The sequence below is a fragment of the Pseudomonas fjordensis genome (assembly GCF_976987115.1).
Genome location: NZ_OZ336860.1, coordinates 4,594,258 through 4,609,700, shown reverse-complemented (window position 1 = coordinate 4,609,700; position 15,443 = coordinate 4,594,258). Strand labels below are relative to the sequence as shown.

The window sequence follows — 15,443 nt, the reverse complement described above, 5'->3', positions numbered from 1 at the left end:
GAGACCTCTAGGATTTTTTGACCTTAGTGCAAACAGGTCATGAATTCATGTCTAACGCTCTTCATCGAAATACACCTACCTTGACGGCCATTGACCCTCGCGGGTTAGCCGTGCGCACTGTGCAGTATCACCGCGCAACGCTTGCGCACTCCCCACAGCCGCGCGTCAATCGCCAAGTGTTTGGGGCCAGTGGCTTCTTACTGGAACAGTGGGACCCACGTCAGTTCGCCCTCGGCTCGACCGGGGTGGCGGCGCAATCGAACCTTTATAGCCTCTCCGGCGAGGCCGTGCGTACCCTGAGTGCGGATGCCGGCTGGCGCCTGATCTTGCACGGCGCAGCGCGGCAGCGCCTGCATAGCTGGGACTCGCGTGGCGCCCATCAAGCGTTTCACTATGACCGTTCGCTGCGCCCTGTGGCGGTGTTCGAACAATCGGCAGAGGACCCGTCACCCCGTTGTGTCGAGCGTATGACGTACGCGCCCGCAGTCCCTGCCGAGGCCGTCGGTAATCGCTGCGCACGCCTGATTCGGCATACCGACCCGGCAGGCGTTCTGCTGATGGAGGCGTACGGGATCGATCAACGCGTCATCAAGCAAACCAGGCGGTTTCGCGCCGACACCGCGCTGGTCGACTGGCCACAAAGCGATGAGGCCCAAGATGAGCTAGTGGAACGCCAGGCCTATACCACTACTTGGCGTTACGATGCATTGGGTGCGCTGCTTGAGCAGACCGACGCCAAGGACAACCGCCAACAGTGGCGCTATGGGCAACAGGGCTGGCCGGCGGAAGTGGCGCTGACGTTGAAGGATGGCGAGCGCCAGGTGTTAATGGATCAGCGCGCTTATAATGCCGGCGGCCAGATCGTGTCCGAGCGGGCGGGTAATGATGTCACTAAAGTCGCCCGTTATTGCGAGCAAGATGGCCGGTTGCTGGAACTTAAGGTCTATCGTAAAGGGCAGGCCGCCGCGCCGTTGCAGCAGCTTGTTTATGAATACGACCCAGTGGGCAACATTCTCAGTCTTAGCGATCTGGTCCAGCCGACGCAATGGCACAGCAACGCCCGGATCGACGCAATCAGTCGATACCAGTACGACACGCTTTATCAGTTGATCCAGGCCAGCGGCCGGGAAAACAGCGCCAACACTGGCGGCCAGAAGTTCCCGACCGCGGTGCAGTTCGGGGCGACGGATCGGGGGCTCTGGCGCAATTACACCCAGCATTATGCCTATGATGCGGCGGGCAATCTGACGCGCCTTCGACACGTGCCCTCCAGCGGCACAGGCTATACCCGCGAAATGCAGGTGGCTGCGTTCAGCAACCGCGCCGTGCCTGCGGTGCAAGGGCGGCAGGTTCAATGGGATGAAGCGTTCGATGCCAATGGCAATCAGTTGTCGCTCGACGGCGTACAGCAAGCCGTCTGGGATGTGCGCAACCAATTGACCTACACCACCCAGGTACAGCGTGAGAACGGTGACCCGGATGTGGAGAGTTACCTGTATGACAGTCAAGGCCTGCGCGCACTCAAGGTGCGCAGCCGCGAAGCGCGTACAAAACCCTACACCCAGGGAACCTATTACCTGCCAGGCCTGCAGGTCCACAAGCAAAGCACACAGCGCTTCAATGTGCTGGACATCGATACGGGCGGTGGGCGAGTCACCGTGGTGCAATGGGAGTCGGGTAAGCCCCGCGAGATGAGCACCCATCAGTTGCGATTCAGCGTTCTGGATCACCTCAAGAGCTGTGCGCTGGAACTGGACGAACAGGCTCGGTTGTTGAGCCAGGAGCATTACTATCCTTATGGCGCAACGGCGTGGTGGGCAACCAGCAATAGTATTCGGGGGGACCACAAGGTTCGTCGTTACTCAGACACGGAGCGCGATGCCACGGGCTTGTATTACTACGGCGCCCGTTATTACGCGCCGTGGTTGCAGCGTTGGATCAGCCCGGACCCGATGGGCGATGTGGACGGCTTGAACCTGTATGCGATGGTCCGGGGCAATCCCGTGGGGTTCAGGGATGCCGGTGGCACGCAAACGACGTTTGGCGAGCAATTCCAGCCCAGTCGAGGGGATATCATTTTCGGCCTGGCCGCCACAATTACTGCCTACAGGAGTTTCTGGTCGAAGCTGAGTGCGCGAGGGGATGCGATGGTGGCCTATTTTTCAGGCGCGGAACTGCAGCGCTGGACTGCCGGGCTGGCGTCTCCCGTTCGCGCCTTCTCTGCTTTTCGCAACGCGAATGCGGACCTCTTCAGAGACTTGACGCAAAACCCAGACGATCCAGCGAAAGCTAACGAACTCAAGGCTGAGCTCATTGAGCAGCTTTCGGTCGGCGTCCGGCCGTTTTACGAGGGCATTGTTTTGAAGTACTCAGGGTGTACGTCAACTGCCTGCAACCAGCAATTCGCCAGGAAGTTTGTCAGTGATCTTGGCGCAGGCAAATATTCACTTGTAGCGACGGCTCACCAATACATTGGCACAGACCTTTTGACCATCCAGCAAAAGATCGTCACTCGAAGCAGCAAATCCGCTTTGGAAACCTTGACCAGCTTGCACAGTGCGGCGGTGGTCCATTTCGCTCTCGACAATTTGGACATAGGAGCCGTCATCAGCAAGCAGGGGGTATCTGCTACGGCTTCCGAGCTGCGCTGGCTCTATCGGCACAGGACGCAACTGGCAGGCCGCGTGAGGTTCTATCAAAACCAACAACGGGTCGACGCGCCTTGGGAGTCAAACGCGTCTGCTTGGCGTCGCTACACCCCGCGGCGTCCCGGGGTATCAGGGCGGGCGGCACGCTGACCAAACGCCTCGGCCTGTGAGCACATACCCTATGGGAGCGGGCCCCTGCCACATTTGATCTTCAAGAGCGCCGCCTCGACCCGCGTGAGCGGGGCGGGGCGATGCCAGTACCCGGACACACAAAAGCATCCTCCTGCACCACCTTTCTCGCCCCCCCGTCCCTAGGCTTTCAGGACTACTTATTCAGCAATAAGGTCTTGAGATCATGTCTGCTTCCATCCATCGAAACACACCGTCCCTGGTCGCAGTCGACCCACGTGGGTTAATTGTTCGTAACGTCAATTACCACCGCTCAAGCGCGGAGGATGAACCGCAGGTGCGCATTCATCGCCAGGTCTTTGGCAGTACAGGCTTGATGATTGAACAATGGGACCCACGTCTGTTGCAGTTGTCACGCTCACAACCCGACACCGCGCCTAATCAACGCACGGTCTATAGCCTTGGTGGACAAGCGTTGCGCACCCACAGCGTGGATGCCGGCTGGCGACTGACGCTGATGGGGGAAGCCGGGCATTTACTCGAAGAATGGGATGGGCGGGGTGCTCACCAGGCTCATCACTATGATCAATATCTGCGGCCGATCGCCGTCTTCGAGCAGGCGGCCAGTGACGAGCAAGCGTTGTGCGTCGAGCGTCTTGCCTATGCCGTGTCCTCGGATGAGGAGGCTGCGCGCAACCGCTGTGGCCGGGTGGTTCGCCATGATGACGGCGGCGGCTCGTTGTTCCACGAGCGGTATGGGCTGCACGCAGAAGTTGCTCAGCAGACCCGACGCTTTCGGCAGGCGGATGCCGCGCTGGATTGGCCGCAGCCCGCTGCACAACGCGAGGTGCGCCTGGAGCCCGAGAGGTTCCAGACATCCATTGGGTTTAACGCGCTGGGTGAGCGCCTGCATCACACGGACGCCAAGGGCAATCGCTTTGACTACGCCTACGGCATTGACGGCCAACCGGCGAGTATTGTTGTGACGCCCAAGGGCGGCGTGCGTACGCAGGTGCTGGGCCAGCGGGACTACAACGCAGCGGGTCAGGTGCTCAGCGAACGCGCCGGCAACGGCGTGGTGCGTGCCATGCAATACCGTGAGTTTGACGGTCGCTTGCTGCAAATGACTGCCCATCTACCCGCACAACCGGGCGCAGCGTTGCAAGACCTGCGCTACGACTATGACGGCGTTGGCAACATCGTGCGGATCGACGACCTTGCCCAGCCGACGCAATGGTCCAGCAACACCCGAATCAGTTCGGCCAGCCTCTATGAGTACGACTCGTTATCGCAACTGACCAAAGCCACTGGCCGCGAAACCGCCGGTAACACGGGAGGCCCGGCGTTGCCGGCGAATGTGACGTTTGGCTCGACTGACGACAGCGTATGGCGTCGCTACACCCAGCGATTTTACTATGACGCCGCCGGCAATTTGCTCAAGTTGCAACATGTGCCCAGCAGCGGCGCCGGCTTCACGCGGCAGATGAGCGTGGCCGCGGGCAGCAATCATTTTTTGCCGCAGGCTGATGGCAAGACCGCGCCGGGGTTGGGCCAGGGCTTTGACCGCAACGGCAATCTGCAAGCGTTGGCAGGTGATCACAAGATGAGCTGGGATGTGCGCAATCAACTGGTGCGCCTCACGCAGGTGCGACGCGAGGGCGGCAATGACGATGAAGAACGCTACGCCTACGATGCCACGGGCCAGCGCATCCTCAAACGCAGGGTCTCCCAGGCCAGGGGCGTGGTGCATACGGCCCAGGTGCGCTACTTGCCGGGGCTGGAAATTCGGCATGACAGCGCAACGGGTGAGCAACTGAATGTACTCAACCTTGATGCCGGTACGACCACGGTGCGCATCCTGCTTTGGGATCGCCACCCTTCGGGAGGGCGCCAAGAGGCGCAGATCCGTTACGGCTTGTCGGACCACTTGGGCAGCAGCAGCCTGGAGTTGGGCGAGCAGGCGCAACTGCTCAGCCAGGAAAGTTATTACCCTTACGGCGGGACCGCGTGGTGGGCGGCGAAAAGCTCCAGCGAGGCGAGTTACAGGTTCATCCGTTATTCGGGCAAGGAGCGCGATGCCAGTGGGCTGTCTTACTACGGCTTCAGGTATTACGCGCCGTGGTTATGCCGCTGGATCAGCCCGGACCCGACCGGCGATGCTGATGGCTTGAATCTGTACGCCATGGTTGGCGGTAACCCAGTCACCCAGGTCGATGTGCAAGGGCTGGCCGCCACACCGGCTTTGGAGGAGCCGCAGGACAAACAAATACGCAGGCTTTCCGTCAGTCGCAGGCTCGCGAATGTAGGGCGGGTTATGCGCCCCAGGATACAAGCAGCCTCGTCGGCCGCGATTCGCGATGGATTATCCACCTATATCGCCAATGCAATCGCAACGGGCGTCGATCTGGCGATCTTCAGCAACCTGCAGCCCACGGCGCAACGCAACCAGATTTTGCGTATTAGCGTAGCGGTGCTTGATGCCGTGTCCTCGGCACATATGAGCACCGGTATCGTCGCTAACTGGACGCACTATGCGCCACAGGTCGGTGCTGTTTTTGCAGGTGCCGCAGGTATGGGTTATGCCATGTATGGCGACTCGATAGGTGATCAAGCCGAGCACAGCTGGGACCCGGTGGCGGTTCAGCGTTTGGGCGGGCATGTTCGCGCGCTCTCCAGGGAACTGGTGCAGCAAGTCTTGCGTGGGCACGGTACTGGCATCTCCTGGGGCAGCACGCCCCTGAGCGGCAGGGTCACGCGTACCGCCGGAACGACGGCGGCCTATGCCCTCGCTACCGTGGCCAATGCTGTTTATGGCGGGCAAGTGCCTGCGCTGATGCAACCCAATGTCTCACCTGCAATAGAAGCCTACGACGGGGCGGTGGGAACGATGATTCGCGGCGGTCACCTGACCGCTGCCCACGACCCCCATGGCCAGACCCTGCAACTGCCGGACCCTGCCGCGACGATACACGGTGGGTTGAGCCGAATGTTCAATCAGGTGTGGACGCATTGGGCCGCGTCCGGTGTCGAGGCATTGGCCGTTGCGCTGACGGGCCTGCCCCAGGCCGCCCAAAGCCGGACCACTCGAACGATTGTCATGGCGGCCCGCGGCGTGATTGCATCACTGACCGAATGGCGCGGCTTTTTCGTAACGTTTGCCCGGCGCGGGTATACAACTTTGGCCTCGCGCTGGGGCGCAGCCCGGCGATCCTGAGGAGAAGATGAATGGGCCGGCGCCGCGGCCCATGGTTCCTCAGTCAGTAGTTTGGCTTGCGTTCAGCTCTTCATGGGTGTCGTTTTCGTCCTCATTGACGGTGTACCAGGCCCAATAGGTGGTACGCCGCATGAATCCCCCCGCAGTGAACGTCTGCGTCGGGCGTCCGAGGGGGTCATACAATTGCCGGTCGCTGTGGCCCAGCTCACGCATGGAGTGATCATTGACGTAGGTGTGGTTATTGGCGAAATAGGGGCGATAGGCACGTATGACCAAGCCCTTGTTGTTGTATTCGACACGCTCGCTGACGCGCCAGCGGGGGTCGGCATCCACTTGGCGCAGCTGTTTGCTCAAGGTGCCGGATGCATCCGCCACCTCGTCGACCAGCAGGTTGCCCTTGTCGTCCACTGCATAGGCCTTGCCTGGTTCGGTCTTTTGCTTGGTCTGTAACGAGCGGCCGAAGCCGTCCCAGCAGGTCAGGGTCATGCGAACCTGTTGGTCGGCATCGCCGGGGTAGCGGTCGGCTTGCGACATGAGCCCGTGTACCGGCACGCGGCTGGCCTTATCGATCAACGCCTTGAGTTGTTTTTCGCTGTCGCCGAGGGGCTGGCGACCACCACTCAGACGCGCCCGCGCGCTCATGCGGATATGCCCGCTGGGGAGCAGATAGTTCTTGGTGACCCACTCAGGCTTGACCACGGCCAAGTCGATGCTGCCCATCCAACTGAACGGCGCGTAGCAGTGCGCGCTGGCCATGTCTTGCAACACGCTTTGCGCCTGTTCGATGGCTAATTCGGGCGTCACATGGTTGAGCGTGCGGTAGCTTTCCAGGGCAGCGAAACCCACTCTGAGGCCTTGTTCACTGCCGTAAAACGTGCTGGCGAGCAACTGCCCAAAACCGTCATAAAGCGCTTCTTGAACAGTGCCATTGGGGTCGACGACTTTTATCGGCAGCATCACTTGATAGTCGTATTCGGCCGTGGTCACACAACCGTCGGGCATTTTTACGCGCACGGTTTGCAACGTATAGGGGTCATAGTTGAGCGTTGTTTCGCCATGGGCCTCGGTGGCCCGCAGCGCCCTTATCCGATAAAACTGGGTGGCCTTGCCATAGCGGGGAAAATGCCGGCGAATCGACCACAGGCGGTTTTCCTTGAGCGGTGCCTCGCCGTCGAAGAGAAAAAACAGCTCCATGGTGTGATAGCCGCTGTCGGTGAGCTTTTGCACCAGGTCCACCTTGGGTTGGTTGGGCATGGCCGGGATGTCGTTGTAGGCGCTCAGGGCTTGGTCATCCAGCTCGGCGGTTTCCAGGTAGTCAGTCAATGCCTGGGCAGTGGCGACGCCTGGTGCCAGGGTTTTACCCAGGCCACCGGCCTGCCGGTAGTGCTGCACCGACAAGCCGCTCAGTGTGCGCCTGGCCCCAGCGGCCAGTGGCCCGTCGTGGGTGTCGATGAACACCTCATAGGTGATACGCGCAGGGTCCAGCCCGCCAGGCGCCGGTGCCTTGCCGAGCACCAGGGCGTTGTCTCGTTGGCGGTAGGGCAAGCCCAGGCACCACTGCTGTGCGTCGTCCAGATGAATAGGCTGCGCCAGCGTTTCGCTCAGGTAATAGAACTGTTGCGCGTTGTCATGGGTGTCGCGCCACCAGCGCTGCTGGTGCTCATCCACCAGCACGGCGGGCGGCGGGCTGTCGGCGGTGCTACGGCGGGCATAATGCAGGGACACGCCATGCACCAGGTAACCATAGGCATCCCAGCGCAGATTGATCTGGTGCTGGCAGAGGGGATCGTCTTTCACGCCTTCATACTGGTAGCTGATCGACTCCAGGGCTAATGGCAGCAACCGGGCGTAAGGGGTATGGGCACTGGCCGGCGCGAGTTCGCGGACCAGATACCGCTGGTGGTGAACTGAGTAGGGCACGACGCCTTGCGCCGGCTCCGCCGCCATCAGCTCGACCCGCAGCACCCTGCCACTGAGTGCACGGGCCACCTCGCGTGCCAGCGCCGGAGCGGGGTCGCTGATCAAGTCGTCATGATGCTCCAGCGGCTCTGCCTGAACCGTCCCCCTGTAGCGGCTGACCAGCGTGCGGCCGAGAGCCTTGGCGTGCGGGTCATGAGTGCTCTGGTCGAGGCTGGGCATGTCAAGGGATCGCCCGGTATGAAACCAGGTTTTGCTGAGCAAGGGTGCGCTGGAACCCTGCGTGAGGGGGGCGTCCTTGCGGCTGTCGGTGTCGGTTTGCAGCAACAGCCCAAAGCCACGAAACTCACGGTCCACGCGGTCGTAATAAGCCTGGCGATAACTCACGCGCTGGGTCAACTGGTTGCCGGTAATCTCGTCCCGTTGGGCTTGTTGGCTGACCAGCAGCAGCGCAAAGGGTAACTGGCTGATCGCAGGCTGGCCCTTGGCATGCAGCTCGCGTTTTTCGTCCAGCCACTCCTGGGCACTGCTGCGATATTTGATCGAAGCCTGAGCGCCCATGTTGTTGTCGGTGCGTATGAGCAGCCAGGGCTTCTGGCTGTAAAAGTCGTAGCGCCAATGGATGGGGGTCTGGTGGGCGGCGGTCAGGATCAGGCTCGGACAGCCCAGGCCGAGCACGTCGATAATGCTGACCTGGCAGTGGTCGTCGTACTGCACGCCTTCTGGCCACGGCACGTTGATCGCCTTTGTCTCGAAGCCGTTGCCGCCTTTGTTGAGGAAAATACTCAGATGAGTGGTGCTCAAATACAGCAAGTCTGCGGCACCGCCGCCATTGAGGTCGACGAGCAGTACATGCGCCGCGTTGAACGTTTGATAACGCAACGGCAATGTGGCCAATACAAACCCCTGGGCAAAACGGCCGCGACCCAGGTTCGGCCAACATTTCACTTCGTTATGCCGGATACGCACCAGATGCTGTTGGCCTGTGGCGAGTACATCGCTGAACGCCACCAGTTCGTTGGGCGAGGCGGAAATGATCGGCAGGCCATCGTCGGGCGTGTGCGGTACCTCGATGGCGGGGGCGAAGCCGGATGCTCGGCGATTTTCATACAGGCGCACGCTGCGCGGGCCGATCATCGTAAAGTCATGACGACCTGTCCCCATCAAGTCAGCAAGCATGCCCTGGGGGTGGAAGAACTCCGAGGGGAATGCATCGAACGGTGTATAGGCTGACCAGTTGCGCTGTTCGTCCAGGCTGAAAAATCCGTTCATCCCGGGCCCGGCCACCTGCCATTCCAAACGCCCGTCGCCATCCACATCGGCCAGCGCCTGATGGAGGGGGCGAGTGCTGTCGGCGACCGGCACCCGCGTTAATTCCACGGCCTCGCCGTAGCTCACCTGGTCGCGGGTTTGCGGGTTTTGCGGCCGCTGCGGTTCGCGGTAATACCAGCTTTTATCTGCGCGATACAACACACCGGGCAAGCCTTCGCCATACAGATCCACCAGTTGATAACGAGCGCCGTCATGCAGCTTGGGAAATGCACCAAATGCCTGGTAGCGGCTCGGGTCGACGTTGAGTTGGCTCGACTGATAAAGGCACTCCAGCGGCGGGCGGCTCACCCTATTGCCCGCGCTGTCGAAGGCTTGCTCATGCACCCCGCTTAACAGGCTGACATGGCTGGATGTGTGGTATTGCAGTAGCAGGCGCTTGGACAGCACGGGGTCGAGGCCCATTTTTTTTTCTTTAGGGAAGTGGTGAAACATCAGAATCTGGCTGCAGCGGCGCAGGGTGCGTAACTCGAAGCCAAAGGCAAAATCCGAGCAGGGATCGGGTCGCACAGGCCATTGCTGAGTTTTCTGATACGTGGGCCGCTGTTCCAGATCAAGGGAGCGTTCGCCATAATCAAAAAGCAATTGGAAGTGCCAGCCTACGTCCGGTTTATCCTCGGTCTGCCACAGATACAGCTGCTCTTGCTCCCTGGCGGTGAAGTTGCCGTAGCAGACACTTTCCAGGTAATGCCGGGCGCGACAATCCCTGGGATAGCGCGCGTTGTCGGTTTCTTTTGTGTAGTGATAATAAATGTGCTCGCCGTGGGCATTCAGGCTTTCCTGCAACAACCACTGCGCCACATGGTGCGTCTGGTCCGGGTCGGCAATCCGGGCCAGCGAGGTTTTTCCGTAAAAGTGCTGGCTGCCATCGGCACTCTGTATCAACCAGAAACCCGCCGTGTCGGTTGCCGTTTGCCAGTGTTCGATACGGTCGAAGTGGCTCTGGACCCTGGGGAAATACCGGGTGGCCGTGTAGGCGATGGTCAGTGGCAAACCATTGAAAGAGGACGTGGAACGGCTGACGATCGTCCCTTCAGCGTCGCGCTCGGGTAGCCATATTTGCGCGTCGGGGCCCACCAGTACGTCGTGCTCCGTGTAGGCCGGCACGCCATGGGAGGTACGCCGGCTGACGGCCGGCAGGGCAACCTCCCAACCCAATCCGAAGGGGCCGTTACCGGCGCCGCTTCGGTAGGTCAGCGACATGGCGGGTGCGTAGCCGCGCGCGGGAGAGATCGGCAAGGGAATCTCAAAGCTTGCCGTACCACTGGAGCCGATATCGCCCCAGCCCTTACCCGTGCCTTGAATGGCACCGCCGCCTTTTGGCAGGGCCGGGGTATTGACCTGGAGGTTGAGCGTATCGTCGTTCATGCCTTGCCCCCGCTGACCGTCGGCACCCTAGCGGTGTAACGCAGGTGGATGACGATATCGTTGATCGATTCGAGTACGGCTTTTTGCAGGTTGTGATTGGGGAACTCCAAGGTCCAGTTGGAGATGGCTCCGGTGTATTCGAAAGGCAAGTAGCGATCGTTGCTCTCGAAGTTGAGGGTGAACAGGCCGTTGTCATCCAGTCCGGTGGACAGTGCGATTTGCTGATGGGCACGCATGTCGCGGCGCCGTTCGCCTGTGGGTAATACGATTTCGTTGTGGGTCTGGGTCAGTATCGCCTTAATGTCCTCATAGGGGCCTAGCGTCGCGGGCAACGACACGCTGATGCCTTTTATTCGCCGCAGGATGTGGTTGGGGTAATCCTCTTCAAACAGAACCTCGGACAACATGAAGCACAGCGTGCCGGTATCGACCAGTTGTCGTTTATGCTCGGCCCATTTGTTTTGCGTACTCGATGATTGAGTGCCGGTTGTGCCGGTTGTGGGCGTGGTGACTTTGCAATCGATCATGCGATGACGCAGGGAGATGGTCTTGACGATCTCCAGGTCCCGGACGTTATGGTTCAAATAGGCCGCATTCATCTTCAACAGCGACAGCTTCAGGGCCTCACCCGCCAAGTAACCGCGGTAGTTGTTGTTCCAGGCACCGGGCTGGATAAACGTGCTCGCATAGTCTGCGACTTCGTACTGCCAGCACGCTTGTGCGGTGCTGCACAGGGAAAGGCTCAGGTCATAAACCTGATAGTAGAACTTGCTCAGTTGTGCGTTGAGCCAGTCATACAGCTGGGCCCTGGTAAAACGCTTGGCCAGCAATTGGTAGTTCGACCAGGCCTGGGCCAGGGAGGTCTCGGCCAGGCGTAATTGCAGGCGCGTGGCGTTTTCCTGCTCGGCATAGGCTTGTAACTGGGCGTCGACCTGGGCCAGTTCGAGTCGGGCCTGATCCTGGGCATGCGCCCATTCTTGCTCCCGGCGGTTGAATTGCTGGGAGCGGTCCAGGTCTGCGGCAGTGCCGCGCAACGCCGTCGCGACGCCTTGGGCCAAGGCCTGGGCTGCATAGAACGGGCCTTCCCAGCGCGACCCGCCGGTACTTGTACCGAAGATGTTCGGCGCTATCATCGCGATGCCGGCCCCTGCAGCGGCGGCGGAACCTGCGGTCTCGAATCCGCTACTGATCAGATAGAGTTGGCCTGCATGCGCTTCTGCGGGGCTGATGCCTTCGGTGAGCAGGTGTTCGTAGTGGCGCATCCGCGATTTGATCATGCTCCGACTGGCGCCGAGTGCCTGGCGGTTTTTCTCGTCGAGCAACAATGCCTGGTGTTGCTGGGTTACGACGATATTGGCCAAGTCCCAGGCTTGTTGTTGCTGCAACTCCAGGTATTCAGTCTGTTCCTTGCGCTCAATCAGGCTCAGCATCGTGTTGCCGAATTGAATCACCGCCTCGGTTGCCGTGAGTGCGTGGCCGTGCATGATCTGGAAGCGATAATGGCCGACTTGCGCGTCAGTGAACGGCGCCGCGCCGCCTGCGCCGAAGGCACCGCTGTTGCGGCTGGCCAACAGTTTGAGCGGTGAAAGTGGAGTTGCGTACAGCGACAGGCGCAAGGGTTTGCCGGTGATGTCGAGATTGTACCGTAGGTTATGCAGGCGACTTTCGAGCTTGTCCCAGCGCGCTACCAGCTCGGTATTGAAGGGTAGGCACAGATTATCGGTGTCCGTGAGCGAAGCCAGTGCGGCGCCTTCGGTCGCAGGGGTGACATTGATGGGTGGGTTTTCCTGCTCCAGTTTTTCCAGGGCTTTAGAGCGCGTCGTCGTCAAACTTTCGAGGGTGATTTCATCCCACGGTTCAGTGGTGGTGACGCGGGGGCGTGGCCCCAGAAAGTGATTGGCTCGCGTGTACCAGAGTTTGGCTTGGGTCAGGCTGTCGGGGGTGAGTTGCCGATAGGCGGCATCGCCACGATTAAGCAGTATATCGAGATAAAACAGGTAGATTGCTTTGCGAAAATGCACCGGTGAGCGAATCGCCAGTTTGTGTGGGTCGTGGCTGACGCAACCTTCGAGCGGAGCTGTACGAACGAGCTCGTTGAACCCCCAGAATGCAGGGCGTTCGCTGGCCTTATCGGCCAACCGCCTTGGGTCGAAGATGTATTTGAGCCAGGCTTGGGCTTCGACATACTGCTGCTCCTGATTCAGGCGGTGGGCAACCAGCCAGGGCACGTACAGGAACAGCTCCCAGAAGTACTTGCCGTGAGCCCCGTTAAAGTCAATGTCGTCTGCCGCGCCACTTGGCGTGAGTGGAGGTTCTTGCCACGTTTTGGGCGTTAACGAAAACAAATGCTCAAGGCTGACATTGGTCTCCTTGACCAGCTTGCCGGCAAAACAGGTATTCATGCGAATGCGCAGCGGGGTGTCGGCAGGTGGGGTAGAGGTGTTCGTTGGGAAATCAATAAATTCGGCGGTGCCGAGTGTTTCCGATGTCAGCCTTTTGATCATCGGCGCCAGTTGTTGGGTGAGCGGAGTGCCAGAGGTGGAATCGGCCAACTTCAAGGTGGTCGCTTTCAGGCTATACCCGAGAATTGTGGAGTCGCCTTCTTTGGTAGGCTCAAGCGTCATCACTCCGTGTATCAAGGTGATGCCCGACGTTATTTCCTTCGTGGTCACTGGAATACGCGCCGTGACCCGATGCCCGGTGGGTAATTCGGGAGTTGATCCGGTGAGGCTTTCGTGGACAGCGTCCTGATAGTTGGTGATTTTATGTGAGTTGGCATTGATTTTTTCGGTGAATGGATAGTCTTTAAAGTTGGCTCTCATAATAATGTGCTTGTAGGCACGCAAATCAGAGGTGCTCACTTTGGGCCTTTTGATAGTCAACGTACTTTGTGAGTGCAGTGACGTCTTTTTGTCTGCGTCTGCATCTGTGTATTTACTGTAACGGTCAATGGCGATCTGGATGGAATTTTCTGTACTTGTATATAAGCTGATGAACGCATTCTTATCGATGTAATGATCTTCTAGCGAGCTAGTGTCTGTGTCTGTGTCTTTGGGTTGAGCGACGATGAGTAACCCGCTCGCGGTATGGACAGCGTTGGGGAACTCATCATGCGTGGCCGTGTTTTTAAAATAAAGAGCGTAAAAATCAGTTTTTAACGTGTCAGTTGGGCCGGTAATTTGAGAGCCGCTGGTCAGTTTAAGCTGAGTGGCTGTCGGATCATCCAGAGCGTCGTCTACTATCAGTACGATGCGGATATTTTTAGGCGCTGCTTTTGTTAGTGTCACACTGTACGATTGCCGAAAATTGCCATTGAGGGTGGAAGTAAATACGAGTTCATTGGTGTTTGAATCAAAAGAGACGTCACTGGCGTCAGGGGTTTTTATTTTTTCTCGATTTTTTTCAAAGTTCCAATGGTTGTTGTTTTCGGTAATTGTTTCCTCTGTGGGGGAAATCGAGTGTTTGTTTGGGGACATTACCTTGAACTGCAAGTTGTCTTGGTTTTTATGAGCAAAGAACGTGAGGTACTGCCGAGCGGTGTCAGGCAGCAATTCGCTGTAGTATCCACTCACGCTTTGATCTTCGCCTTGAACCACAGCCTGCACTTTTTTCTTCTGCGACGGATCGAAGTGCTCCAGGAGCCGGTTTATCTCCTCCTCCACCTGTGAGCCGGGCAGCACGCTGTAGCGCTCGGGGCTGCCGCCATCGGCGATGGTGGTGATATTGAAGGACTGATCGATGTGGACAGCCTGGAAAAATTTGCCAATAAAATTCTCCTGCTGTTTGGGGTCTTTACGGCTGGTGGCCAGGACACTTAAAAATAGGACAGGGGGGCCGTTACTGTCGACGATAGCCACTGTCTGTGTAATGGTTTTCAGGAAGGCAGAGGTCAATGCGTTGACGTCTTCGGTGGCACAGTGCTCCTCAATACACGCTTTGGGTGCGCTCCAACTGCCATCGTGCTTTTTATAAGAAAAATTGAGGCGAAACTTGACGTAGCGGCTGTTGATCCATTCGGCCAGCTGTTTTTTTTCCTCTGAATTTGTTTGCGCCGGTGGGACGGAACTGGTGGGGGCGGGTTTGATGCATTCGGCCCAGATGAAAAATAGCCGGTTATTGAAATACACCGGCCGGATACTTTGCTCGGCGGTGGCGTCAGACACCGACAAGTTGATGTTCTCCCAGTTTGACCAAGCGTCCTGGAAAAGTACCGAGCCTGCGCGCTTGGACAGGTCGAGGGAGCGCCAGTAATAGGTGTTTGCCGAGCTCGATTTACCGACGAAGTAATAGATGCCGCCATACAGGTTGCCCACGTCGGCGTCGATATAACCGTTGATCGTGCGTATGTTGGCGGTTTCCTCGAACCTGGCCAGGTAATTCTGAACCGCCGTGGTGACGGTATCCGCTTGAATTCGATACTGGCTCAGGTCGTTTTCCAACTGCTCAAAGCTGTCGGTTTTGTCACGCCGTAATGTCGGGTCCAAGTAGTTGGCGGGGTGATAGTGCAACTGCTGATTGGCGTTCCAGAGTGCGTAGGTGTGTAACTGTTCGCGCCATAATTTGTCTTGTGGTGCGGTCATGCCCTGGTTTTCATAGCCCGGTTCCAGGCCGAGCTGGATGCGCGTGATGTACTGCTGCAGGCTGGAGATGGCACAGGCTACCGGACTGGTCGGTACGGCTTGGCTGACTTGTACGTCGAGCAGCCAGTATTCGTAAAGGTCGTCGGCAAGGGTGATCTTTTCCTTTAAGTCGGTAGGTACCTTGTAGGTCAGGTAGTACGCGAGCATGGCGTCGCGCAGGCTTTCATTGAGCTGTTGATTAAGCGAGTGAGACATGAT

General features: G+C 58.8%; 4 protein-coding genes. 2 read left to right on the top strand and 2 right to left on the bottom strand.

Annotated elements, in window-relative coordinates; genetic code table 11:
- The first annotated feature begins 47 nt into the window (after positions 1-47).
- Entirely contained in the window at positions 48-2,798 is a 2,751-nt protein-coding gene (locus ACWHXD_RS21010) for an RHS repeat-associated core domain-containing protein (RefSeq protein ID WP_138762419.1), read from the top strand.
- A gap of 205 nt (positions 2,799-3,003) precedes the next feature.
- Positions 3,004-5,991, top strand: a complete 2,988-nt coding sequence (locus tag ACWHXD_RS21005) for an RHS repeat-associated core domain-containing protein (RefSeq protein ID WP_138762418.1) — start codon at positions 3,004-3,006, stop codon at positions 5,989-5,991.
- 39 nt (positions 5,992-6,030) lie between these two features.
- Here ACWHXD_RS21005 and ACWHXD_RS21000 read toward each other — a convergent pair whose 3' ends face one another.
- Entirely contained in the window at positions 6,031-10,605 is a 4,575-nt protein-coding gene (locus ACWHXD_RS21000; protein ID WP_138762417.1) for a SpvB/TcaC N-terminal domain-containing protein, read from the bottom strand.
- Entirely contained in the window at positions 10,602-15,440 is a 4,839-nt protein-coding gene (locus ACWHXD_RS20995) for a Tc toxin subunit A-related protein (protein WP_138762416.1), read from the bottom strand. Before ACWHXD_RS20995 ends, ACWHXD_RS21000 begins: the two co-directional genes overlap by 4 nt.
- Positions 15,441-15,443 lie beyond the last annotated feature (3 nt).

What these genes read in the sequence shown, in the direction of transcription:
- ACWHXD_RS21010 (WP_138762419.1), top strand. Translation starts at nt 48, where the DNA reads ATGTCTAACGCTCTTCATCGAAATACACCTACCTTGACGGCCATTGAC.
- ACWHXD_RS21005 (WP_138762418.1), top strand. Translation starts at nt 3,004, where the DNA reads ATGTCTGCTTCCATCCATCGAAACACACCGTCCCTGGTCGCAGTCGAC.
- ACWHXD_RS21000 (WP_138762417.1), bottom strand. Translation starts at nt 10,605, where the DNA reads ATGAACGACGATACGCTCAACCTCCAGGTCAATACCCCGGCCCTGCCA.
- ACWHXD_RS20995 (WP_138762416.1), bottom strand. Translation starts at nt 15,440, where the DNA reads ATGTCTCACTCGCTTAATCAACAGCTCAATGAAAGCCTGCGCGACGCC.